20 protein-coding genes are annotated in these 25,105 nt (G+C 56.7%); 12 read left to right on the top strand and 8 right to left on the bottom strand.

Going from position 1 to position 25,105, the window contains the following annotated elements; all coding sequences use genetic code 11:
* Positions 1-117 precede the first annotated feature (117 nt).
* From IAE55_RS09925 to IAE55_RS09900, 6 genes are all read left to right on the top strand, one after another.
* Positions 118-690, top strand: coding sequence for a TetR/AcrR family transcriptional regulator (locus IAE55_RS09925; protein ID WP_200631933.1), 573 nt, complete (start codon positions 118-120; stop codon positions 688-690).
* Positions 691-814: 124 nt separating this feature from the next.
* Positions 815-1,315, top strand: a complete 501-nt coding sequence (locus IAE55_RS09920) for a DinB family protein (protein ID WP_309545764.1) — start codon at positions 815-817, stop codon at positions 1,313-1,315.
* 70 nt (positions 1,316-1,385) lie between these two features.
* A complete protein-coding gene (locus tag IAE55_RS09915) occupies positions 1,386-2,378 on the top strand; it encodes a helix-turn-helix transcriptional regulator (RefSeq protein ID WP_200631932.1) in 993 nt (330 codons plus the stop codon).
* Between the two features lie 87 nt (positions 2,379-2,465).
* Entirely contained in the window at positions 2,466-3,914 is a 1,449-nt protein-coding gene (locus IAE55_RS09910; RefSeq protein ID WP_145025039.1) for a spore germination protein, read from the top strand.
* Positions 3,911-5,014, top strand: a complete 1,104-nt coding sequence (locus IAE55_RS09905; protein ID WP_200631931.1) for a GerAB/ArcD/ProY family transporter — start codon at positions 3,911-3,913, stop codon at positions 5,012-5,014. The genes IAE55_RS09910 and IAE55_RS09905 overlap by 4 nt, the downstream gene beginning before the upstream one ends.
* Positions 5,011-6,120: a Ger(x)C family spore germination protein gene (locus tag IAE55_RS09900; RefSeq protein WP_200631929.1), complete on the top strand. Its 1,110-nt coding sequence runs from the start codon at positions 5,011-5,013 to the stop codon at positions 6,118-6,120. Before IAE55_RS09905 ends, IAE55_RS09900 begins: the two co-directional genes overlap by 4 nt.
* A gap of 69 nt (positions 6,121-6,189) precedes the next feature.
* On the opposite strand, the gene IAE55_RS09895 is transcribed toward IAE55_RS09900, so the two are convergent.
* The 7 genes from IAE55_RS09895 to IAE55_RS09865 form a co-directional block, all read right to left on the bottom strand.
* Positions 6,190-7,785: a glycoside hydrolase family 43 protein gene (locus tag IAE55_RS09895; RefSeq protein WP_200631928.1), complete on the bottom strand. Its 1,596-nt coding sequence runs from the start codon at positions 7,783-7,785 to the stop codon at positions 6,190-6,192.
* Positions 7,782-8,765 carry a pectinesterase family protein gene (locus IAE55_RS09890; protein ID WP_145159934.1) on the bottom strand — a complete coding sequence of 328 codons (984 nt, stop codon included), beginning with the start codon at positions 8,763-8,765 and terminating at the stop codon, positions 7,782-7,784. Before IAE55_RS09890 ends, IAE55_RS09895 begins: the two co-directional genes overlap by 4 nt.
* 36 nt (positions 8,766-8,801) lie before the next feature.
* Positions 8,802-9,692, bottom strand: coding sequence for a dienelactone hydrolase family protein (locus IAE55_RS09885; protein WP_200631927.1), 891 nt, complete (start codon positions 9,690-9,692; stop codon positions 8,802-8,804).
* Positions 9,693-9,695: 3 nt separating this feature from the next.
* Complete coding sequence (locus IAE55_RS09880; protein ID WP_200631926.1) at positions 9,696-11,066, bottom strand: glycoside hydrolase family 28 protein; 1,371 nt, start codon at positions 11,064-11,066, stop codon at positions 9,696-9,698.
* A 2-nt stretch (positions 11,067-11,068) separates the two neighbouring features.
* On the bottom strand, positions 11,069-12,208 hold the full coding sequence (locus tag IAE55_RS09875) for a glycoside hydrolase family 88/105 protein (protein WP_200631925.1): 1,140 nt from the start codon (positions 12,206-12,208) through the stop codon (positions 11,069-11,071).
* A 161-nt stretch (positions 12,209-12,369) separates the two neighbouring features.
* Positions 12,370-13,899 carry an extracellular solute-binding protein gene (locus IAE55_RS09870; RefSeq protein ID WP_105441653.1) on the bottom strand — a complete coding sequence of 510 codons (1,530 nt, stop codon included), beginning with the start codon at positions 13,897-13,899 and terminating at the stop codon, positions 12,370-12,372.
* A gap of 77 nt (positions 13,900-13,976) precedes the next feature.
* Positions 13,977-14,942 (bottom strand): ABC transporter permease, encoded by a 966-nt coding sequence (locus IAE55_RS09865; protein ID WP_411829708.1) that lies wholly within the window; start codon positions 14,940-14,942, stop codon positions 13,977-13,979.
* Positions 14,943-15,234: 292 nt separating this feature from the next.
* On the opposite strand from IAE55_RS09865, the gene IAE55_RS09860 reads away from it, so the two are divergent.
* The gene (locus IAE55_RS09860) at positions 15,235-16,125 is read left to right on the top strand and encodes a carbohydrate ABC transporter permease (RefSeq protein WP_105441654.1); all 891 of its coding nucleotides are present in this window, start codon (positions 15,235-15,237) and stop codon (positions 16,123-16,125) included.
* A 66-nt stretch (positions 16,126-16,191) separates the two neighbouring features.
* On the opposite strand, the gene IAE55_RS09855 is transcribed toward IAE55_RS09860, so the two are convergent.
* Complete coding sequence (locus IAE55_RS09855; RefSeq protein WP_200631924.1) at positions 16,192-18,435, bottom strand: helix-turn-helix domain-containing protein; 2,244 nt, start codon at positions 18,433-18,435, stop codon at positions 16,192-16,194.
* 160 nt (positions 18,436-18,595) lie between these two features.
* Here IAE55_RS09855 and IAE55_RS09850 point away from each other — a divergent pair, with 160 nt between their 5' ends.
* From IAE55_RS09850 to IAE55_RS09830, 5 genes are all read left to right on the top strand, one after another.
* On the top strand, positions 18,596-19,594 hold the full coding sequence (locus IAE55_RS09850) for a LacI family DNA-binding transcriptional regulator (protein WP_145159944.1): 999 nt from the start codon (positions 18,596-18,598) through the stop codon (positions 19,592-19,594).
* A gap of 120 nt (positions 19,595-19,714) precedes the next feature.
* On the top strand, positions 19,715-21,124 hold the full coding sequence (locus IAE55_RS09845; protein WP_145159946.1) for a tagaturonate reductase: 1,410 nt from the start codon (positions 19,715-19,717) through the stop codon (positions 21,122-21,124).
* An 11-nt stretch (positions 21,125-21,135) separates the two neighbouring features.
* Positions 21,136-22,623, top strand: coding sequence for a UxaA family hydrolase (locus IAE55_RS09840; RefSeq protein ID WP_145025062.1), 1,488 nt, complete (start codon positions 21,136-21,138; stop codon positions 22,621-22,623).
* A 52-nt stretch (positions 22,624-22,675) separates the two neighbouring features.
* The gene (gene uxaC, locus IAE55_RS09835; protein WP_200631922.1) at positions 22,676-24,097 is read left to right on the top strand and encodes a glucuronate isomerase; all 1,422 of its coding nucleotides are present in this window, start codon (positions 22,676-22,678) and stop codon (positions 24,095-24,097) included.
* Entirely contained in the window at positions 23,994-24,905 is a 912-nt protein-coding gene (locus IAE55_RS09830) for a rhamnogalacturonan acetylesterase (RefSeq protein ID WP_234489421.1), read from the top strand. The genes uxaC and IAE55_RS09830 overlap by 104 nt, the downstream gene beginning before the upstream one ends.
* Positions 24,906-25,105 lie beyond the last annotated feature (200 nt).

The raw sequence follows: 25,105 nt of genomic DNA, 5'->3' as shown, positions 1-25,105 counted from the left end.
CCTACAATAGGGAAAACACGGGCCGGAGAAAATCGTCAATCATCCGCGTTTGACCGTTATCCGACATCTGAGCCTCATTGTTGAATATTACATAGGTATAAAGGAGGCGGCACATGCATGGAAAACAGAGGCGTTCCGCAGGACCGGCGAAGCAGGCGCTCGGAGAGTCTGTTGAAGCAGTCGTTCGCAGAGCTGATGAAAGAAAAAGGCTTTACCGCCATGACGGTTCAGAACATTGCCGAACGTGCGGATGTCAACAGGGGCACCTTTTATTCACATTATCCGGACAAATACGCCCTGCTGGAACAATCGATCCGTGATAAGCTCCATACCCGCCTGCAGCAGCATCTGCCCCCGGATGCCGGATGGAACAGCGATCATCTTCAGATGCTGGCCGTGAACCTCCTTGAGCATTTCCGGTCCCTTCACGGTCGCTGCAGTCCGGTGGAAACGATCAATCCTGTCTTTGAACGAACGATGCAGCAGGAAATCAAATCGCTGCTCACGGCCTGGCTGCAGCGGCTTGAACCGGAGGATTTCGGCTGGAACGTTCCATTGGATACCGTAGCCCTTGCGGCCAGCTGGACCCTTTACGGCGCTGCCCTTGAATGGAGCCGGGGAACAGCTGCGTGCCCCGCAGAAGAAACAGCCAGATATATTGTCCAGTTGATCCTTCGAGGAACCGCTTAGCGGTTGCCCACATTAAAAATAAATAAATACAGCAGCATTCCAAAAATCACTGACCGAGACTGTCAGTGATTTTTGTGTATACTGCTATTAAACCGAACAAAACTTCAAAAAAATGGAGGAATACATGATGTTTACAAGCATTAAAGATTTTGCAGCGGAATGGACCAACGAAGCGGAAATGACCCAGAAGATCATGAACGCGCTGACCGATGAATCGCTCGGGCAGGCCATAACGGACAAGCACCGGACCCTGGGCGGGCTGGCATGGCATCTCGTGGAATCCGTTCATTATATGACATCGCTCGGGCTGGCGTTTGATGCACCCGATAATAGTGACGCAGTAAAAAAGTCAGCCGCTGCGCTTGCCGGCCAGTACGAGCGGGTCAGCCGGGCCATTCTCCAAGCGGTCGAGACGCAGTGGACGGACGCCAAGCTTCTGGAGACGCAAACCATCGCCGGCCAGGAGTGGAACAACGGAGGTTCACTGCGCTTTACCCTCATGCACCAAGCCCACCACCGCGGACAGATGACCGTCCTGATGCGGCAGGCCGGATTGAAGCTGCCGGATTTGTACGGTCCGACTTACGATTCATGGGTGGAACAAGGAATGGAACCGCTCGCCTAGACGCGTTACAATGGAGCTGATACCCGGGATCGTATCCCGGGTAATTCTCTTTTACGAAAGGATTTCTCCGATGTCCAAAGCTGATAACATGCTCTCGATCCTCTGGATGCTCCGGTCCGGCAAAAAAATGACGGCACAGCAGCTTGCCGACGAGCTGGAGATCCATGTCCGCACAGTGTACCGGTGCATTGATTCGCTCTGCGCAAGCGGCGTCCCGGTCATTGCCGATTCCGGCCCAAACGGGGGATTCCAAATCCTTGGGACCTTTGCCGACTCGCCGCTCATGTTCGATGCGGAAGAGCAGAAAGCCCTCGTCCATGCTTCGGTGTTTGCCCAGGAGGCTGGGTATCCTCACACCGATGCCTTGGGCAGGGCCGTGGACAAACTGAAACGGTATACGAACGAGAAGCAGCTCACGCAAATTGAACGCCACAGCAGCGGGCTGTCCGTCCTTCAACCGCCCATCGATTCGGAGCAAAAAGGGCGGCTGCAATGCCTTGAGGAAGCCGCTGGACAAAGGCAGACCCTCCGGATGGTGTACGGCGGCTCCAATGGAGATCCCGGAACCGGGTCGGTACGGGAGTTCGATCCTTACAGCATCATCCATTGGAAAGGGCAATGGTACACCACCGGATACTGCCATCTCCGCAAGGAACTGCGGAACTTCCGGGTTGACCGGATTGTGAGCCTGGACGTGACGGATCGGCGCTTTGAGCGCCCCGAAAACTTTTCGGCCAAGGACGTTCTGCTGGAACAGCTGCTGCCGGACCCGGCTGGCGATCCTTCCCTGGTTACGGTCCGGATTCAGGCTCACGATCACGTCCTGAATGAACTGAAGCAGCACTGGCTGCTCGGTCATGCACTGATTGAGCGAAGCCCCGGGGAGGCGGTATACCGGCTTGATTCCTCCTCCCTGCATTCATACGTCCCCTACTTTCTTCTTCCCTACGGAAAAGCGCTGACCATCGCCGAGCCGGAGTCCCTGGTGCTGCGCATGGCCGAAGTCAGCCGGGGAATCGCGGAACACTACGGATCGATGCTGTCAGGATTGCCTTCAGAGTAACCTCACCATCCTCCTGCATAATTTGATGCAGTAATTGGAATAATTAGGGGGATCAAAGGCAAAGTGTCATGCAAAGGATGATCGACCGTGGAACCCAGCAAAGGTGCAACGATGCTTCAGCATCTCCAGCATACGTCCTCTGAATTTCTTCTTTCCCGGCTCCAGGAGGCTTTTCAGCACGCGGCCGACTTCCAGGCCGTCTGCATCGGTGAATCGGACGCCGGCAAGCTGTATTTGCTGTACCTTACGACGCTTGTCGGCTCCGATCATTTCATATTCAATATGAACCGGCAGCCGCAGGATGGTGTCCTGACCACACTGCACAGTTATTACGGCACCAGCTATTCGGCTGGTGATTTTTCCGCTTGCGAAAAAGCGGTATGCGCCGGCAAAACCGTGCTGTGCACTGCGGAGTCCGCCAACGGCCTGATTCTGGCAACGGAGAATCCGCAGCAGCGGGGACTGCAACAGCCGCAGACGGAGAACGTGATTCAGGGCCCGATGTACGGTTTTATCGAGAACTATCAAACCAATATCGCCCTCATACGCCAGCGGATGCAAACCTCCCGTTTGAAAATTTGGGAGACCAGCGTCGGAGATCTGACCAATACGAAGGTGGGCGTGGTTTACCTGGACGGGGTGACCGATCCGGGTCTCGTCCAATACACCTGCGGTCAAATCAGCGCCATCCAAGCGGACGGGATCCAGGAATCCGGCGAACTGCTGCGGTTCATGAACCCCGGATCCTCCCGCCTCTTCCCTGCCGCCGTCACGACGGAACGCCCGGACCGGGTAACGGCCTCCCTGTTAAACGGGAAGATTGTCGTTTTAATGGACGGAACGCCGTTTTCAATCATCGCCCCGGGGTCCTTCTTCGATTTCTGGGAATCTCCCGAAGATCAATATCTGACGCCGCTCATCGCATTATTTTTGAGGTGGCTGCGGTTCATCGCACTCATGATCAACCTGTTTCTGCCCGCCCTCTACGTGGCGATTACTTCGGTGAACATTGACCTCAACCGCCTGGAGATCAGTCTGGCCGCTGCCGGCAGCAGGGAAGGGGTCCCTTATCCCGTGTGGATCGAGTCCCTCATCATGCTGTTTCTTCTGGACTGCATCGTTGAGGCCGGCATACGCCTGCCAAGGTCGATCAGCTCCACCGTTACGATGGTTGGCGGGGTGGTGCTGGGACAGGCGATCATTCAAGCGAATATTGTGAGCAATTTGCTGGTCATCATCGTCGCAACGACGGCGCTGACCAATTTTATCGTCGTGGATTATCAGATGGGCCTGGTTCAGCGGATTTTGAAATATTTTACGCTCGCCGGGGCCAGCGTCATCGGAATTCTCGGCATATTCATCTGCTTTGCCATTCTCGTCATCTGCCTCTCCCGTATCCAATCGTTCGGCGTCTCCTATTTGACTCCGATCGGTCCCGGTGCCCGGATCCGGTCCATGAGTCTTGGGCTGATCGGCGGTTCCCGCAAATTTTCACTCAGCTACTGGATTACCTTCGGAAGAGGGTCGAGACAATGAATCCATCGAACGAGGAACTGAAGATCTCCATGCCCCAATACTTCGTCCTGCAGATGATGGTATTCGGGGCAATCTCCTTTCATGTGTACCCTTGGCTCGTCCTGCAGTCCACCACCCAGAGCTACTGGATCCCAATCCTGATCTGGATGCTGCTCGGACTGCTGGGAGCCTGGCTGTTCAGCCGGGTCCTCGCGCTGCATAAAGGAAAAGACGCCTATACGATTACAAAGCGCGTGCTTGGGTGGCCGGGGGTCATTCTTTTTATCGTTCCGCTGCTCTGGTTTATGTGGAGCGCCATGGTGATCATCGTCCGGGCTCACAGCGAGATCATCTCGATGACGATCCTTCACACCACGCCGCAGTGGCTTTTGGACGGGATGATCTTTATTGGCGTCTTCCTGGCTTTCGGAGGAATCGGTTCGATTATCCGCGCTTCCGTCCTGTTTCTGCTTGTCAGCTTTCCGCTGTCCGTCGGGCTCGTATTGCTGGGCTTCGGTGATCTCGATTTTAATCTGGGCAAACCGTGGCTCTATACTAATGGGGATTTTCTGACCAGTCCGAAATTTTACACGACATCCTTCATCTGGGCCGGTTATCTTTACTATGCGGCTTGCGGCAGATACGCCAAACAGCCGAAGAAGCTGTGGCGGCCTTATACCGTGGCTGCGCTCTGTTTTCTGCCTTTACTGGCCGCCTCTGTCTATCAGCCGGCGCTGACGTTTAGTCCGGAGATGTCAAGAATTTTGACGCTTCCTTATATCAGCAAAATGGACTCGGTAAGCTATTACTGGCTGGTGATCGAAAATTTGACCGCCGTATTTATCGTCAGCTCCATCCTCTATTTGTTTTTATTGCTTGCCCTGATCCTGAACTGCATCGTAACGGCAATCAGGGCGGTATTTCCCAGCTGGAACGAAAAGCTGCTGTATGTGCTGGCAGGAGTCACGGCATACGCCGCCATCCGGCTTATTCCTTCATGGGAATGGATCGAAAGAGCCGTGGAGTGGGATACGGTTCTTCGCCTTTACTTAATGTATGGCTTTCCTATGGCTGTGCTGGTCAAGTCCTTCATTTCCAACAAAATGAGGGCCCGCCAATGAGCAGACGCGCAGCCCGATACCTGGCCATCTTATGCCTGCTCCTCTTCCTCCCCGGCTGCTGGGATGTCAAAGATGTCGACAACCGGCTCCTCGAGACCGCGATCGGTATCGAGCCGGCCGGCGGTGACCGGGTGCGGGTCTGGATGAGGTTCCCACTCCCTCAGTCGCAGGACGGGGCCCATAAGGATTTTTTCGTCATCAAGCAGGAAGGCAGCACCGTGATTGAAGCCATAGATCAGCTCCGGTTAAGGCTGCCCAAAAGCCTGGATATGTCGCAGAACCAGTCGATCTTTCTGGATCAGGCGCTGGCGAAAAAAGGATTCATGCCCTATTTGGAATTCACGATCAGGGACCGGACCGTTCCTCTGGATTCGTTAATTGCGATTACGACAGGCGGCATGAAGTCGATATTTGAACGTCCCAACCCGACGGGCGAGCTCTCGGGTATCTACACGAAGCTGTTCTTTGAACGCTACGGCGGCGGAACCTCGCAAAAAAACGTCGTGTCGCTATGGGAAATTTTCAGGGGGTACTATGATCCGCTCGAGGAATGCCTCGTGCCTGTATTGGTGACGGATTCCGAAACGATATTCCGGGTCGCGGGCAATGCATTCTTTAAAAATGACGCCATGGTCGGCATGATCTCTCCGGAGGAAACCCTGATTTACGAAATCGTTACGGGCAAGATGTCTCCCTTCGAAATCGAAACCGCGGATAAAATGAACCTTAAAATTCTGAATTCCAGTGCCGATATCGACACGGATATGAGAAGCGGCAAGCCCGTCATCCGCATTCATGCCAAGCTTTCGATGACGCTCATGGATTCCGCGCGCGGGATCGACATCAAGGCAAAGCATCTGGAAGCTTCCATTAACCGCCTGATTGAGCAGCGGGCAGCCGCTGTATTCCGGATGACGCAGGCGCAGGAATCCGACATTTTTGGACTTGGCAACCGCTTTAGAGGAAAAGTTCCACCCAGCCAATACGAACGGTGGCCCAAGCTGTACTCCACAGCGACCCTGGAGTTCAAGCTGGATTCCGAGCTGAAAAACACGGGCCTTCAGCTGAGACGCAGGCCGTTCATTAATCCGTCCAAGGAAAAGTAGGAAACTAAAAGGGGCTGCTTCACATTAGAAGCAACCCCTGTTTCATCATTACCGATCATCCCTTCTCTTCTATGCTTCAATTCCCATATAGCGAAAATGGGAAAAGTCCGCATAGCTCCCCCCAAAGGTCTGCATATCATGGACAGCGATACCGACAAAATTGCCGGTGAAGCCGCCGCAGAGGAAGCGGATGTCCTGTTCTTCAAACAGCGGCACCCAATCCTGTCCCGGGCTGAACCGGCCATAGATCCGTCCGCGGATGCCATGGACTTCCACGGCCAATTGAACGGCTTCCCCGGCATTCACCGGAATCATGTCCGGAATAACGGTGAACGCATCGTCCGCGCAGCGCATGAGCCGGATCACCTTGCCCTGCTCTTCGTCCTGCGTCACATAAGCATACAAATAATTTTCATCGTTCAAATAAAGCATCAGCCCGGCCATCTGCAAATAGCTTGCTGGCTCGAACTCCAGCGACGTCTCCGCCCGGAAATGGATATCCGCCTGCCGGACGGCCACAATGTGGTGATGAAACAGGCTTTGCGGCGATTCCCCGGAATGGAGGCGGAGGTGGCCCGGACGCTCTGACAGCGAGCACCAGGATGGATCCGCAGGTATGCGGAGCGTATTCCAGGCTTTGGCGAGCTCCGGTCCGTCAAAGGTATCCTCAAACAAGCTCCGTTCAGCGGCCGTCTTGGCCTCTGCCGGCGTGATCCCTTTCGGACGCGGGACCTCCATCTGCGGAGAATTCCCCCCGGCAGTCAGGCGAAGCCATCCTTCCTCGTCCCAATACACCTGCTGCAGTGCCGTTTCCCGGCCAAGGAGCGCGTACTGGCCTTCAACCGGACGCGTGCACAAATGGGCCATGTACCATTCCCCTTGCGGCGTCTGGATCAGGCTGCCGTGGCCGGCACACTGCAGCGGGAGCCCCGGGTTGTCCCGGGAGGTCAGCATCGGATTGCGGGGGTCCACTTCGTAAGGGCCCATCAAGCTGCGGGAACGGGCTACCGTCACGGCATGGCCGCTCCCGGTGCCGCCTTCGGCCGTAATCAGGTAATAATAACCTTGATGCTTATAGATATGCGGCGCTTCCGTCTTCTTCAGATCCGTCCCGTCAAACAGCTTGAACGGTTTACCAACAAGCTTCTGCTGCTGCGGATCATACTGCTGAATAACGATGCCGCTAGATTTATTCCCTTCCGGAATGCGGTAATCCCAGATTTCGTTCAGCAGCCATTTCCGCCCGTCTTCGTCATGATACAGGCTCGGATCGAAGCCGCTGCTGTTTAGATAGACCGGCTCGGACCAAGGCCCGTGAATCGAAGGCGCCGTAATCAAATAATTGTGAACGTCTTTAAATGGGCGCTTGGTGCTTTTCACATCGGTATAAATGAGGTAAAACAACCCGTCATGGTAGCTGAGCTGAGGCGCCCAGATGCTGCAGTTCTTCGGGTTTCCCCGCAGGTCGACCTGATCGGTCAGCACGTCGGTGCAGTGCTCCCATACCGCCAAATCCTTGGAGGCATATACCCTTACGCCAGGGAGCCATTCGAAGGAAGACACCGCGATATAATAAGTGTCCTTTGCACGCACGATGCAGGGATCCGGATTAAAGCCCGGCAGCACCGGGTTTCGAATGGTTCCCGTTTGGGTGGATATGGTCATGCTCTTCCCTCTCCTTTTCGCTTCCAAAAGTCCGTTCCGGCAAAAACTTGCTCCTTCCGCGGAGCCCCTTCCAGCGTCTCCTGATAGACCGCCCACCTCGCCCGCTGTCCACCCGGAGCCGGCGCTGCCGGATCAAAGCGGGTGCCGAATTCACGGTATTTGACCGTCAGCCGCCGCCCCGGATCGTTCCAATCGTCCCAGCCCAGCGGTTCGATATGTCCGCCCATCCGGCAGTCGACGTAGTCAGTGCGTGCATATTCGCGCCACGGCCTTCCCAGATACACGCCCGATACGCCTGGCTCTGCCGTCAAAGAACAGAGGTAAAAGACGTACCCGTATTGCTGCCCCGCGGGAGTAGAAGCCGCGGCGATATAACCGGCATGCCCGCTCGAATGACGCAGGCTGCGGATCTCGCAGCGGTCAAAGAAGGCAGCCGCGCCGCCGAATATAAAATCCACCGTCCCTTCGATACGGCAGTATTCGTACACCTGGCGGTACTCTCGGTGATGCTCCCGGAGCGGGATTCCTCCAAACACGCCGCCATGCTTGGGCGCAGGCGGAAGCGGTCCGGTAAACAACGTGTCTTGGTGCCCTTTAAAGGTGCAGTAGCGAAAAACCGTTTCGTCGCAGTGCGCGTAGACCGCCACGGCCTGGCCGATGTCCTCGCCCTGCCCGGCCGAATTGGTCACGACCAAATTCTCGATCAGCAGCCGCCGGCCGCCAAGGAACAGCGTCGGCGTTGCAAACGTGCCAATCTCATTCCCGTTCTCGTCCAGTTCCTTGGCATACCGGCCCTTCGTGATTTCCACATATCCGATGCCGATCACGGCCAGATCGGACCGGTATATCCGTACCGCTTCCTCATAGACACCCGACAGGATGTACAGGGTTTCGGGCCGCTGCGGATCTTGCTTCTCCAACGCATCCACCGCTTCCTGAATCGTCGGATAATCGCAGTGGTCCAGCTTTCCTACAATCATGACCTTCCCCCTTTCGTTTCGGGCTGCGGCCATCGCTTACAAGTGTTCCGCCAAAAATTCCTGCCAGCGGGCCCGCATTTCAGCCGTCTCCATATGGCCGCCGCCGGTCATGACCGTCTGCCAATGCTCCTCCTGTCCGGCGGCCCGGTATACCTCCCGCAGGCCTTCGGCCAGCAGCACGACGCCTTCCTCCGGGGTCAGCCGGTCGCTGCGCCCGGTCAGGCTCATCCTTGGCCGCGGGGCGATCATGGCTTGGATTTCCAGCGTCGTGAAGTGCTTCAGCAAGCCCGGAACGTAGTAGTAGAAGCCGTGGTGATCCAGCCCGCGCTTCTTCATCAAGGTATGCGCATCCACCTGTCCGCAGATGTCCACGGTCACCTTGATCCGCTCGTCCAGTGCCGCCAGCCACCAGGCCATCATCCCGCCCATGGACATGCCGAGGGTCGCGACCCGCGAGGCGTCGATATCTTCCCTGGAGCACATGTAATCCAGCATCCGCCGGTTGTCATACAGCATCATGCCCCACATGACGCGCCCCTGCCATAACATTTCCTTGACGATTTCGCTCTCCGTCTTACCCGACCGCTCATGGAAGCCCCACATGTCGATACAGCAGACGGCATAACCCATGCCGGTCAGTGTGCTGGCAAAAGACGGCTGCTGCAAATACGAGCTGCCGCTGATCAGCTCCCTGCGTCCGTTCGTGTAATTACCGCCATGCGAGTGATTGAAAACGACGAGCGGATAGGGACCCTCTCCGTCGACAGGCAGTGCGACATAAGCTGGCACCTGCTCCAGGCCGTTTAAATCCAGCAGCAGCGTCTCCAGCCGGTACCCGTCCGTCTCTTCCCGCTTGAGCAGCTCCACCTGGATGGGCCGGTCCTCCGGCACATCGCCCAGCAGCTTCTTCAACCGTTCCCTCATCATTGGTTAAACCTCCTCTTCGCTGAGATCCTCCTCCTGCGGAACTACGCTTACCTGTTTTACAAGCTGCTCCGGCACCTTCGTATCCTTTGACCGGCACTGCTGCCATTCCACGTCTTCGCCGTTCTCGACATAGAAAGCCGGCCCTTCGTGGCCGCCAACCGTGACCCGGTCAAACCGAATGTCCCTCACATTGCCTAAATAAAAGCCGCGCGCTTTCATATCCTGGATGCCGGACATCATGGCCGGACGCCCCGGAACGGGGTTCTCCGCCATGGAAATATCGATGTCGGCAAACGTTAATTCCGAAATATACCTTTCCGCAAGACCATAAACAAACCCTGCCGCCGCATGTACGTTCCTTGCGGTAATATTCGAAAAGTGAATTCGCCGGAATGTCGGTGTTTCCAGGTTGACCGGATAAGGCCGCTTATCCCAGACGTACTTGTCCTTGCCCCGCGGTCCGCAAAAATAATACAGGTTCAAAATGAACGGGCAGATGACTTCCTCCATGACGATGCCGCTGACCCGGATATCCTCCACCGTTCCTCCGCGCCCCCGCCGCGATTTCAGCCGGATGCCGCGATCGGTGTGCTTAAAGATGCAGTTGCTGATCACGACGTTCCGGATGTCCCCGCTCATTTCGCTGCCGAGCACGACGCCGCCGTGGCCGTGGATCATCGTGCAGTTCGTGATCGTGATGTTCTCGCACGGAACCCGCTGCGCCGTGTCCTCCGTGCCGGCCTTAATGGCGATGCAGTCATCGCCGACGTCGATGTGGCAGCCGCTGATCCGCACGTTCTGGCACGACTCCGGGTCGATGCCGTCGGTATTCGGTGAATCTGCGGGATTGTATATCGAGACGTTGTCGATCGTCACGTTGTCGCAGAGAATCGGATTGACCGTCCAGCTCGGGGAGTTAATCAGCGTGACGTCGCGGATCGTCACCCGGGTGCAGCGGTCGAGGCTGATCAGCTTCGGCCGGGGGTGGATCAGCTCCTCCGGGCGGCTGCGCATCTTGTCCCACCAGGGCTGCCCGTTGCCATCCAGCGTTCCGCTGCCGGTAATGGACACGTTCTTCAGCCCGTGCCCGTACACACAGGAGGCGTGCACCTCACGCAGCACCCCTTCCCAGCGGGAGGTCACGACCGGATAATCCGCCGGATCGGTGCTGAAGGACAGGACCGCTCCCGGGTCCAGCCTCAGCTCGATATTGCTGCGCAGGAGGATGGCCCCGGTCAGGAACGTGCCCGCAGGGACGAACACGGTCCCTCCCCCCGCGGCATCCGCCGCCTCGATCGCCGCAGCGATGGCTCGGGTCGCCGGCTCGACGCCGCCGGGCACTGCCCCGAACTCGGTGATGCTGTACACGCTCATGGCTATTCTCCTTTCGCCGCAGCGGCTGGTACCCTGGCCTCGTATTCGCCGCAGGCCTGCAGAAACGCCCCCAGCCCCTTCTGGTCGTTGGTGATGATCGGCTCGCTGATGTAATAGGCATAGGTGCCGTCGCGCCGGTCGGCTCCGCCCAGCCCGGCCACCTGGCAGTTTTTGTTCAGGTTCAGCCAGCCTTCCTTCGTCTCCAGCACAAACTCCTCCAGCAGCCCCCGATACGCTCTGTCCAAGCTGTCCTGCCATTCCTGCGGCGCAAGCACGCCTAGGCGAAGCCCTTTCGCGATGGCATAGGTGATCATGCTGGAAGCAGAGGCCTCCAAGTAATTCCCCTTGCGGCCGCCCTCATTGACCACCTGGTACCAGACGCCGCTGCCCGGATCCTGATAGGATCTCAGCGCACGCAGCGTATCGTTCAGGATGCGCTTCAGCTCAGGATAATCGGGATGGCTTCCCGGCAGCAGCTCCAGGCTGTCCGCCAGCGCCATGACAAACCAGCCAAGGGATCTTCCCCAGAAATTTGGAGATAAGCCGGTGGCCGGGTCGCACCACGGCTGGGCTTTTTTCTCGTCCCAGGCGTGATACAAGAGCCCGGTGGTCTCATCCTTCGTATGCAGCTCGCACAGCTTGAACTGCTTCGTCACGTCGTCCAGTCCCGCCCCGTCTTCAAACGTCAGCAAATATTCCAAGTAGAAAGGCGAGCCCATATACAGGCCGTCCAGCCAAATCTGGTAAGGATAAATTTCCTTATGCCAGAACGCCCCTTCCGACGTCCGGGGATGGGATGCCAGCTGGGATCGCAGCAGCCCGGCGGCTTGCTTGTATTTTTCCTCCCCTGTCTCCCGGTACAGGGTGAACAGCAGCTTGCCGTTGTTGATATGGTCGATGTTGTATTCTTCGGGGCGGTACCCGCGGATGCTCCCGTCTTCCTGAATAAAATGGTCCATGTTGCCTTGGATATACTCCCAATACCGGCGGTCTCCGGTCTGCTTCCAGAGCAGCTCGAAGCCCTTGAGCACCACGCCGTAATCATACGACCACTTGCCTTCATATCCCTTACCCTCGTACAGCTTCGGCGTCCGTGCCATGATGGACTCGGCCATGCGCTGCGCCGCGTTGAATGTCTGCATGCTGATCCTCCTCGGATAAAATTTCCGGCTTTCTCTGATAAAATTTCCATCTTCGCCGGGGATTGCTTTTTTACACCCTGCCGTCTTGGAAAAAACACAGTCCTAACCCCCATGCAGGCGGGATAGGACCTGTTGCCGTCTCCTAGCGTATGGCTCAGAAGTTATTTTTGCTGAGTGGCTTTGTAAGCCGCCTCGTATTCCTCGATAATTTTGCTGCCGCCGGATTTCTTCCAGTTCTCCACCGCAGCTTTGAATTCGTCCAGGTTGATTTTGCCGAGAATGTATTTGTAAGTCGCATCGGTAATGATCTTTTGCAGCTCAGAGCCCTGCGTTGTGTATGTTTCGGATTCCAGGGAATATGCCGGGTTCAGCACCCCGTATTTTGCGTTTTCCTTGATCAGCTTGTCGGCCTCGGCCTTCAGCGGATCGGCGTCATGGATTTTGTAGCCCGTTTCGCTCGGACGGGAAGAGGCAAACGGCTGCACTTCCTGCTGCCACAAATCGGTATTGGTAATCGTAACAGCGTCATTCGCATCCACGGTATAATGGACGCCTTCGATTCCGTATGTCATGAGGGCGTACACATCGTCGTCCATCAGGTCGTTGACGAATTTCAGAACGCGCTTCAGCTCGGCTTCATCCTTCACTTCGGATTTCGGGAAAGCCAGCAGTCCGCCGATTCCGTTGTTCGCCGCCCAAATCGCGCGGTCGCTTTCGTTGCCTGTCGATGTAATGTTGTTGACCAAGGCGAGCTGCATGTTATCCTGAACGCCCTTGGCCATATTCAAGAGGTTCTTCCCGTCAAACAGGGCGCCAACGTAAATTCCAGCTTTGCCCTGGGCGAATTTTTGCTGCTGATCGGTCTTGGCGGTCACCGCAAAGTCTTGATTGATATATCCTTTTTCGTACAGTGTCTTCATGTAATCCATCGTTTTGACGTACCCCTCGGTTTCGAATTCGGGGATCATTTTCCCGTCATCCGTCACCTGCCAGTTATTCGGCGTGCCGAAGTATGACCCCAGCGTCTTGAAGGCACCGTAGATCAGATCGCTCCGGTCCATGAAGCCCGTCGTATCCTTCTGTCCGTTGCCGTCCGGGTCCTGCTCGGTGAACGCTTTGGCGACGTTCATCAGCTCATCGGTCGTCTTCGGCACGGACAGTCCAAGCTTATCCAGCCAGTCCTTGCGGATGACGACGCCGTTGCGGGCGAGATCCTTCTGGAAAGGCACGCCGTACAGCTTGCCGTCGATTGAAGCCGATCTCCGCGTATCCTGCGAAATTTTCGCCAGGTTCGGGAACTCGTCCAGGAACGGTTCAACCTCCCAGAACATGCCGGACTTCAGGGCGTTGCGCACGGAGGAATTGTCGAGAATGGTGAGCGTAACGATATCCGCCAGGGAATCGGACGCCAGCGACGTATTGATGCGTTCTTCCTTGGAAGCATCCGGAATCCACGAGAATTTGATATCCGCCCCGGTCTTCTCCTCAATCTTGTTCAGCACCGTATCGGTCGGCGGCGACGCCGTGTGCAAAATGTTCAGCCACGTAATCGTCGTCTTTTCGTCACCTGCCACAGCGCTGCCTCCCGAGCCCTGGGCCGTTTCCCCCTTGCCGCCTCCCCCGCCGCAGGCCGAGAGCAGCAGCCCGCAGACCAGCGTAAACGCAGCCATCTTGCTTACCATTGGTTTCATGTGCCATTTCCCCTTTTCTATTATCCTTTGGATTGATCCCACATCCGTGGATGGATCCCACACCCGCCGTGCCTTGATTAGTACACGCCGTCCTCGCCGAACTTCTTCGCCAGCCGGTTGGAAGCCATGACCAGCACAAGTCCCACCAAGCCTTTGAACAAGCCTACCGTTGTACTGAAGCTCAGCTGCCCGTTCTTCAGACCCGCCGTATAGATGTAGGTGTCGAAAATTTCGGCCACCTCGCGGTTCAGCGAATTGAGCAGCAGGTACATATGCTCGAATCCCAGATCAAGCGTGCTGCCGATCTTGAGAATGAGCAGGGTAATGATGACCGGCCGGATCGCCGGCAGCGTCACATGCCACGTTTTGCGGAACCGTCCGGCTCCGTCCATTTCGGCTGCTTCGTACAGCTGAGTGTCCACCACCGTGATCGCCGACAGATAAATAATGGTGGACCAGCCGAGCTCCTTCCAGATGATCTGCCCGATGTACACGGTACGCAGCCATTCGGGTTCGGTCAGGAAGCTGATTTTGTGCCCGCCCAGCTTGGCGATCAGCTCGTTCAGCACGCCTCCGTCCACGGTGAGGAATACGTAAGTAATGGAGACGATGATGACCCAGGACATGAAGTGCGGGATGTAGATGATGGTCTGTACCCAGTTTTTGAACAGCCGGTGCCTGACCTCATTCAGCATCAGCGCCAATATAATGGGAAGCGGAAAAAAGATCACGATGTTGAGTGCAAACAGAATCAGCGTGTTGCGCAGAAGCATGAAGAATGTCGGTTCTGTAAACAAACGGACAAAGTGCTTCATTCCGACCCAAGGGCTGCCCGTGATCCCCTTGAAAGGCTGGTAATCCTGAAAGGCAATGACGAGACCGCCCATCGGCAGATACTTAAAGATGATGAAATACAACACGCCGGGCAAAATCATCAGGTACAGCAGCTTGTGACGTTTGATACGGTCCAGAGCGGTGTCCGTCCGTACCTTCCTGGCCGGTTTGACATTCATGTTCATGACGGCCGTGTTCGAGTCCTTCACCAGGTCGACCTCCTTGTAAGCGTTTCCTGTTACGACTCCAGCTTAGGCCGTTTTGGGAATTCCGTACATAATCATTTCATTGACACCGGCCATAAAACCGCATAACGGCGCCATTTTCGCCTTCTTCATCTCAGCTAATGATTACGGATTGAAGCTGATGATTATCCGGGTGACAGCCGCCGATTCCCCGCTCTCCCCCCTACCGGACAACACCTCAGGAGCTGATTATATACGTAACCTGGTGTGCTTGGTACAGTCTAACTGTAAACGATTACAAGGAGGATACCCGCGTATGACACCATCCACAGCTTTGCGTAGAAAAGAGTCTTTCGGCAGCCGCCTGTTTACCGTCGTAAACAGCCTCCTGCTCATTCTGATTTCCCTCATTTGCCTGCTGCCTTTTGTAAACGTGATTGCGAGCTCCTTCGCTTCCACCCAGGAAGTCGTGGCCAAAAAATTCATTCTGTTTCCGACGACGTTCTCTCTCGATGCTTATAAGTACATTTTATCGACGCCTACGATTTTTAAAGGGCTGGGGGTATCGATCGGGATCACCGTAGTAGGCACGATCGTCAGCATGATCCTGACGGCGCTCATGGCCTATGGCCTGTCCAGGAGATATCTCTACGGCCGGGGCTTCGTCAACTTCATCGTCGTCTTCTCCATGCTGTTCAGCGGCGGCATGATCCCGACGTTCCTCGTCGTCAAAAGCCTCGGACTGATCGACTCCTACTGGTCGCTCATCCTTCCGGTCGCCATTAACGCGTTTAACCTGATTATAATGAGAAACTTTTTCCAGGCGCTTCCGGACGCGCTCGAGGAATCGGCTAAAATTGACGGGTGCAACGATTTTGGCGTTTTCTTCAAAATTATGCTTCCGCTCGCTCTGCCATCCATTGCTACCATTTCGCTGTTCTATGCGGTAGCTTACTGGAACACCTATATGAATGCGATCCTGTACATGACGGATTCGACCAAGTGGCCGATCCAGGTGCTGCTCCGCCAGATCGTCATCGTCTCCAGCGGCATGCAGGCCGAAGGGACGTCTGTGGATGTCGTTCCGCCGGCGCAGACCATCAAAATGGCGGTCATCGTCATCGCGACCGTACCGATGCTGATCGCGTATCCATTCGTGCAGAAGCATTTTGTCAAAGGGGCGCTGCTCGGCTCGGTCAAAGGGTAACGAACAGCAAAGTCTTGCATTCCGCTCAAGAAAGCAGCCCGGACGGAATTACAAGACTTTGTTTTTTTACTGAGCCTGTTTGACTTTGCGGTAATTTCCCGGCGTCACGAGTTCCTTTTTGCGGAAGGACCGGATGAAGTTTTGCGGATTGTGGTACTGGAGCCGCTCGGCGATTTCCTTGATTGTCATGTCCGTCTCAATCAGCCATTTCTTGGCCATCTCCAGCCGGTAATTCATCAGGTATTCGCTGAACGTCATGCCAAACTCCTTTTTAAAAATGCTGCTTAAATAGTTCGGATTATAATGAAGCCGGTCGCTGATCCATTCCAGGGACAATTCCTGGTCGTACTCCGTGCGGACGATCGTGGCGATCTTCTCGGCGAGGGAACGGAACTGGCGGTTGGTCTTCTCCTTCATGCTGCGCACCATCGGCGAGATGACCTCCTCCACGAGGATCCGCTCGATCTCTTCCGGGTTGCGGATATCGAGCAGGCGGTGGTACAGCGCGTGATTGTCCTGCGTCAGCAGCACCTCCACGCCGAGCAGCTGCTCCAGCTGGATCAGGTTGTTGACAAAACGCACCAAGGCCACTTCAAAATTCATCGAGTTTTTGTTCTTCTTCATCATCTCGGCCAGCAGCGGATACAGCGCCCGGGGAACCTGCTCTTCGTCGCCCAGCCGGATCGCATCGAACAGCTGGGTTTCCAGCTCCGTCGGATAATGGAGAAGCACCGGTCCCGAGACGACCGTCTCGATATCTTCATAGAAGATGATCGATTCTTTGCCCAGATTGAGCCGGTGCCGGAGCGCCTGCTTGCTCATTTCGCAAGCCTCCTTGCTCTCCCACAGATGCCGGTACGTCTTGCTGATGCCAAAGCTGACGGAGCAGTTCAAATAGTCGCGCGCCGTTATCATAATCGTTTTCGAATAGGAGAGCACCTGCCTGCGAATCTCCTGCTCCTCCTGGTCCGTAAACGTCAGGATGGTCGCCTGCGTGTTGTCGTTTAAAATAATCGGCAGCATGCGCCCTTCCTTCGGCACGACTTCCTCGACCATTTTGTTGATGGCGAGCAGGAGCATATCCCGGTCCGACGCTTCCCGGCCGCCGTAACTGTCCATCTGGATTAGCATCGCAACGAACGACGGCTGCGTCAGTTCCGGATACCCGAACCGCGGCAGCATCCGCTCCAGTTCCTCCGGGGACACCCGGTTCCGGAACAGGTTCAGGATCAGCTGCGTTTCCAGCTGGGGCAGCTCGGCCTCCATCATGCTCTCCAGGTTCTCCTTCTCGGTGACGATCGTGTCGATGGAATGAAGGATGCCTTCGATTTCGTTCTTATACGGCAAATGGGAGCTGCGCGGCAGGCTGCGCTGGATTTGGCGGATCGGCTTTGTGAAATAAACGGAGATGCCGTAAGCCACCACGATGATCAGCAGCGTAATGACGGCCACCATCAGCATGATTCCGTATTTGGTCGTCTTGAGCGCGCCGGAAATTTCCTTCTGATCCAGCAGCGTCACATAGATCCAATTGTTGTAGCTGGATTTGGCATAGATCGCTTCGGCCGACTGGCGTCCGGATGCCGTCACCTTTAGCCTGCCGGCCCGGTGATCTTCCCCGGCCGACTGGACGATGCGTCCAAGCTGGTCAGCGGACAGCAGCTGCTTGTCGGGATCGGTCTCGTACATCAGCTCGCCCTGTTTATTTAAAATGATGACCGGCGCATTGTCCTCGGTCTTCAAGATCCGGTCGAGCGTGGACCGGGAAATATCCGAAAGGGCGATCGCCTGCTTTTGCTTGGAAAAGACCGGCAGCGTGTTCACGAAACGGATGCCGTCATCCGTTTTGATCCAGAACAGCCCTTTGTCTTTGTTATCGATGTAGGCCTCGTACAGCTTGCGCCGGTCGGCCTCCGTCAAATAGGACAGCTTTCCGCTCGTAATCTGCCAATTCTGCACGAGGCTGATGAGCGAATACTCGGTCCCTTCCAGGCCCATCGTGGCGATATAGTTCAGCTGTGTATTGACGTTCCGGTATTCTTCGAAATCCTGTTCCGTGATCGGCCTTTTTACGACGGCATCAAACGAGCTCGTCGTGCTGTATGTATTAAAGGCGTATTCGATCGTCTGGATTTTCTGCTCAAGCGAATTTTTGGTCTGGGTAATAAAGCTCTGCTTGCTGCCCGCCACCCGGTCGATCACCGAGTGGGTCGTATTGATATAAATGTAGCTGCCAAAACTGACGACGAGTCCGATCCCAAGGACCAGAATGGGAATAAACGTTTTATAAAACATGCGGCCTTTTTTCATTGTGATGCTCCTTTAGCCCGTTCTTGTTTCCAATTATAGCGTTTTCATGATTGGGTTGACGATATGATTCACGTGTGCATTTTTCAGGAATCATATTGACTTGAACCCTGTCTGAACTTAAACTGAAACCGTTAACAAATATTTCATGTCACGAGGTCATATGATTACGATTAAAGACATCGCGCGAGTTGCGGGGGTATCGCATACGACCGTTTCCAGGGCGCTGAACGGCAACCCGCTCATCAAGAAGGAAACCCGCGACCGCATTGAACGCATCGCTGCCGAACTCAACTACATTCCCAATTACAGCGCCAAGAGCCTGGTCATGAAGAAGTCTTACACGATCGGCCTGTTCTTCTCCAGCATCGACCAGGGAACTTCGGCCAGCTTTCTCGTGGACGCCATCAAGGGCATTCATCAGGTGCTCGACGAGAACTACAGCCTTACCGTCCACGGGATCGACAGCATCCGGCACTATGATGCTATAACGCCAAGGCGTTTCGACGGCGTGCTCGTCATGAGCCAGAGCGAAGCGGACAATGCTTTCATTTATCACCTGAAGCAGACCGGCATCCCCTTCGTCGTCCTGAACCGCCAGCTGGATGACCCCGGCATTCTGAACGTGGTCGCCAATGACCGCGAAGGCGTCCGGAAGGCGCTGAATTACGGCATCGGCCTCGGTCACCGGAAGATCGCCATCATTGAAGGCAAGGCCGGCTTCAAGTCGACAACGGAGCGGAAGCAGGGATTCATGGACAGTCTGATCGCCCACCGCCTCCCGCTGGTTCCGGACTATTTCACCGCCGGGGACTACGGGGTCGAAAGCGGCTATAACGCCATGATGTCGCTGCTCTCGCTGTCCGATCCGCCGACCCTGGTCTTCTGCTCGAACGACGATATGGCCATCGGCGCGCTGAACGCCTGCTACGCGCGGGGCGTCGCACTTCCCGGACAGCTGTCGCTGATCGGGTTCGACGATATTTTGTTCTCGCAGTATACGTACCCGCCGCTGACAACGATCCGCAAGCCGATTGCCGATATCAGCAAGCTCGGCACCACCAAGCTGATCGAGCGGCTCGAGCAGCCGGACTCGGCGCCGGAACAGCTGTTTGTCCAGACGGAGCTGATCGTGCGGCAAAGCGTTACGGCTGTCACATAGGAGGGGCAGCTGTAATGCCCTTGATTTTTTCGAGGCCGGTATTTCAAACATGATTTTTTTACATCATAATGTTAACGTGTGCATAATGTCCATCATCTCTAAAGGAGGCTTGAAATACGTATGACACCACGTCTTTCCCGCAGCCTGTTTCCCGATCTCCCCGCCCTGCCCGAGCGCATGATCCAGTTTGGCGGCGGCAACTTTATGCGGGCTTTCGTGAACTGGCAGATGCAGCAGATGAGTCTGAAGGGATTATTTAACGGAAGCACCGTCGTCGTGCAGCCGACCGCACACGGCAAGAGCACTTCGCTCATGGAGCAGGACGGCTTGTACACCGTACTGCTCAAAGGGCGGCTTCAAGGACAGCTGGTTAACTCAAGCGAAGTTATCGCCACCGTCAGCCGGGTCATCAATCCCTATACGGATTATGAGGCCTTCTTGAAACTGGCCGAACAGGACGAACTCGAGTTCATCACCTCCAACACGACCGAAGCCGGCATTGTGTATGAGGCCGGCCTGCGCCGGGAGGACGCTCCGCATTCCAGCTTTCCCGCCAAATTGACGGAGCTGCTCTACAGGCGGTTCCAGCTCGGCAAAGCCGGCTTTATCATCCTCCCCTGCGAGCTGATCGAGGACAGCGGCGAGAAGCTGTGCCGCTTCGTGCTGCAGCATGCCTCCGACTGGCAGCTTGGCGGTGCGTTTGCCGCCTGGGTCACGGAAGCCAACACGTTCTGCTCCTGCCTGGTAGACCGCATCGTTCCGGGGTACCCGCGGGATCAAGCTGACGACCTGGAGCAGAAGCTCGGCTATGAAGACCCCTTCATGGTCAGTGCCGAACCTTATCATCTGTGGGTGATCGAAGGGCCGGCGTGGCTGCGGGAGAAGCTTCCCCTTGCCGAAGCCGGGCTGAACGTCATCGTCACGGATGACCTGTCGCCTTACCGCGAGCGCAAGGTTCACCTTCTCAACGGCCCGCATACGGCCATGGTGCCCCTGGGCCTCCTTGCCGGACTTGAAACGGTCGAGGACGTGATGAAGGATAGCGATTTGGGCCGCTTCGTCCAGGAGCTGATGGAAGAAGAAATCCTTCCGGTGCTGAAGCTGCCGCGGGCCGAGCTGCTCGAATATGCGGCGGCTATCCGCGAGCGGTTCAACAACCCGCTGATCCGGCATGAGCTGGCATCGATTTCGCTGAACAGCATTTCGAAATTCACGGCGCGCCTGCTGCCAGTGCTGATCCGTTACCAGCAGGCCCAGGGGAAGCTTCCCCGCCTGCTCGTCCTCTCCTTCGCTGCGCTCCTCCTGACCTACCGCGGCGACCATGTCGCCCGCCGCGATGTGCCGGAAGTGCTGGAGGCATTTGATCGGAACTGGATGGACCCTGAATCGTTCGTTACCGGGATTCTGAAGGAAGAACGGCTGTGGGGCATGGATTTAACGGCAGTTCCGGGTCTTGAAGCACTGCTCGAGGAGCATATCGGCCTGCTGGAACGCGAAGGCGTCCGGGCCTCGCTCCATCAACTGACCTGAGGAGGATTGACATGAAATCATTGATGAAACTGAACCCGCGGGACAGCGTCGCCGTTGCCCTCCGGCCGATTCAAGCCGGGGAACCGCTGGAAGTGGACGGCGTGAAGCTCGAGTCCGCCCAGGAAATTCCGCAGGGCCATAAAATCGCCCTGACGGCGATTCCCCCGGGCGATATGGTGATCAAATACGGGTATCCGATCGGCCATGCGGTGTCCGCGATCGCTCCTGGCGATTGGGTGCATACGCATAATCTCCGGACCAACCTGGACGGTGAGGAAGAATACGAATACCAGCCTGACCTTCACCCGATTTCCTACCCGAACCGGGGCCTTACTTTTGAAGGATACCGGCGGGCCAATGGCAAGGCAGGGATCCGTAACGACCTGTACATCGTCCCGACCGTCGGCTGCGTGAACGGCGTGGCCGAGCTGATCCTGCAGGAATTCAAGGCCGTCCACCCGGACCTCGGTCCCTTTGACAACGTCACGATCCTGAAGCACCCGTACGGCTGCTCGCAGCTGGGCGACGACCATCGCCAGACCCGCAGCATCCTGCTGGACGCGGTCCATCATCCCAATGCCGGCGGCGTGCTCGTATTCGGTCTCGGGTGCGAGAACAACATCGTCACCGAGTTCCGTGAACTGCTCGGAGACTATGACGAGTCCCGCGTCAAATTCCTCGTGGCGCAGGAGGTTGGCGATGAGGTCGAAGCCGGCATGGCCCTGCTCGAAGAGCTGTATGAAGCCGCAAGCCTCGACAAGCGCGAGCCGATCCCGCTCAGCGAGCTGAACGTCGGCCTCAAATGCGGCGGCTCCGACGGCTTCTCCGGCATTACGGCCAACCCGCTGCTCGGCGCCTTCTCCGATTTTCTTATCTCGCAGGGCGGATCCACGATCCTGACCGAGGTCCCGGAAATGTTCGGCGCCGAACGCATGCTGATGGCCCGTGCCGAGAGCCGCGAGGTCTTCGAGAGCATCACCTCGCTGATCAACGACTTCAAACAGTATTTCATGTCCTATGGAGAGCCGGTGTACGAGAATCCGTCCCCAGGCAACAAGGCTGGCGGCATCAGCACGCTGGAGGACAAATCGCTCGGCTGTACGCAGAAGGCCGGTACCGCCCCGGTCGTCGACGTGCTGCAGTACGGCGAGAAGCTGCGCAAGAAGGGCCTCAGCCTGCTGCAGGCGCCGGGCAACGATCTGGTCGCGTCTTCCGCACTCGCCGCCGCGGACTGTCAGCTCGTGCTGTTCACGACCGGACGGGGCACACCGTTTGGCAGCTTCGTCCCGACCGTCAAAATCGCCACCAACCACGACCTTTACAACAAGAAAAAGCACTGGATGGATTTTAACGCCGGCTCGCTGCTGGACCGCCCGATGCAGGAAGTGCTGGAGGAATTCATCGCCTACCTGATCCAGGTGGCGAGCGGCCAACAAACGCGGAACGAGCAAAACGACGTACGGGAGCTGGCTATTTTCAAAACCGGGGTTACCCTGTGATGTCACTGGACTCTTAAATCCATTTCGATTTTATCCAAAGGAGCTGTGGACCATGTTCTTGAACGACGATTTTCTGCTGACGACCGATACCGCCCGCAAGCTGTTTCATCAGCATGCCAAAGACATGCCGATCATCGACTATCACTGCCACCTCGACCCCAAGGAGATCTATGACAACCAGAACTTCCGCAACCTGACCGAAGCCTGGCTCGCCGGGGACCATTACAAATGGCGGTTAATGCGGGCGAACGGCATCCCGGAATCCCATATTACCGGCGACGCTTCCGATTACGACAAGTTCCTGGCATGGGCCCGGACCGTTCCGAAAACGGTTGGCAATCCGCTGTACAGCTGGACGCATCTGGAGCTGCGCCGCTTCTTCGGCATTACCGAGCTGCTGAACGAAGAATCCGCCCCGCGGATTTGGGAACAGGTGAACGCCAAACTGGCGACGGACGATTTCCGGCGGCGGAACATCATCAAGAATTCGGGTGTCAAGGTCGTCTGCACGACCGATGATCCGGCCGATTCGCTGGAATACCACCAGCTGCTGAAAAAAGAAGACACCGGCTTCCGCGTGTTCCCGGCCTTCCGCCCCGATAAGGCGCTGAACATCGACGCTCCCGGTTTTACCGATTGGCTGGAGCGCCTTGCGCAAGCCGCAGGCCGGCAGGTCACGACGTATGCCGAACTGCTGGACGCTCTGAAGCAGCGGATCGACTTTTTCCATGAGCAGGACTGCCGCCTCTCGGACCATGCGATCGACGTGCTGCGCTATCAGGAGGGCAGCGCGGAAGAGCTGGAGCGCATTTTTGCGAAAAGGGTGGCCGGCGAGACGCTCTCCCTGGAGGAAATCACCGTTTACCGCACGGAGCTGCTGAGCGCGCTGATCGGACTGTATCACAGCAAAAACTGGACGATGCAGCTGCATATCCATGCCTTCCGCAACAACAATACGCCGATGTTCAAGCGTCTGGGGCCTGACACCGGGTATGACGCCCTGAACGACCTGCCGCTGGCCGGCCCGCTGTCCCGGCTGCTCGACCGTGCCGAATGCGGTCAGGGACTGCCGAAGACGATTCTGTATTCGCTCAACCCGAACGACTATCCCGTCCTGCTGACCCTGATGGGCTGTTATCAAAAGGATACGGCCGGCAAATTCCAGCTCGGTTCCGGATGGTGGTACAACGACACGCGCAGCGGCATGCGTCATCAGCTCACCCTGCTTGCCGACAACAGCCTGCTGGCCAACTTCGTCGGCATGCTGACCGACTCCCGCAGCTTCCTTTCCTATACCCGGCACGAATACTTCCGCCGCGTGTTGTGCGAGCTGATCGGCGAGTGGGCCGAGCGCGGGGAAGCGCCTGACGATGAGGCACTGCTCGGACAAATCGTGGAAGATATCGCCTACGGCAACGCGGAGCGGTATTTCGGCTTCAAGGAGCTCGGCATTCCCGAAGCGCTTCGTTCCTAAGCACGAGCGTGAGGCAATGCTGAACGATAACCACCCCAAGCCATGCCGCCAGACCACTTTTTGGTCTCCGGTAAAAGAAAAGGGAGGATTCCGTTCTATGACCATGACGCTGTATATCGTCGGCGATTCCACGGCCGCCCTGAAGGGCGCCATCGAGAAGCCCATGACCGGCTGGGGTGAATACCTCCAGCAGCACCTGGATCCGGAGATCCGGGTAGACAACCGGGCGATCAACGGGCGCAGCACCCGCTCTTTTATCGCCGAGGGCCGCTGGGCCGCCGTGGAGAACGAGCTTCAGCCCGGCGACTACGTGTTCATCCAGTTCGGCCACAACGATCAAAAGCAGGAAGATCCTTCGCGCTTCGCGGATCCTGCTCCCGGCGGGGAATACCGCGCCAACCTGAAGCGGTTTATCGAATCGACCCGCTCGCGCGGCGGCATCCCCGTGCTGCTGACTTCCGTCAGCCGCCGCCGTTTTACGGCGGAGGGACTGCCGGATCCCGACGCTGTCGGCCCCTACCCCGAGGCGATGCGCGAAACCGCGCGGGAGGCCGGCGCGCCGCTGCTCGACCTGTTCGCAGCTTCGCAGCAGCTGTATCTCCGGATGGGCCAGGAGGAGTCTAAGCATCTGTTTATGCATCTCCCCGCCGGATCCCATCCCAATTATCCCGACGGGATTGCCGACGACACGCACTTCTCGGACCAGGGTGCCCGGGAAATCGCCGGGCTCGCGGCGGAAGCGATCCAGCAGTGCGAAGCGCTGCCCGGCCTGCACCCGCTGCTGCGCAACCTTGCCCCAACAAGCTGATGCAGCGAGTAGCTGCCTGCTCATGGATGGCCGTTGTCTGCCCGCAAGCTTAGAGCCGGCGCGGATTTACAAGGACCCTGGCAATGACTTGCGGCTTTATTCCGCTAATAGACGCAAAAAAAATCCTCCGGGCCCATAGGGCTCGGAGGATTTTTCATCATAATATTCCGGTGTTAATTTATACATCATTCTAACCTGTT

This window comes from Paenibacillus sp. S28, assembly GCF_016624415.1.
GTDB classification, from domain to species: domain Bacteria; phylum Bacillota; class Bacilli; order Paenibacillales; family Paenibacillaceae; genus Paenibacillus_AQ; species Paenibacillus_AQ favisporus.
Note: the sequence above shows the minus strand (reverse complement) of the source record. Positions and strands in the feature narration are given on the sequence as shown.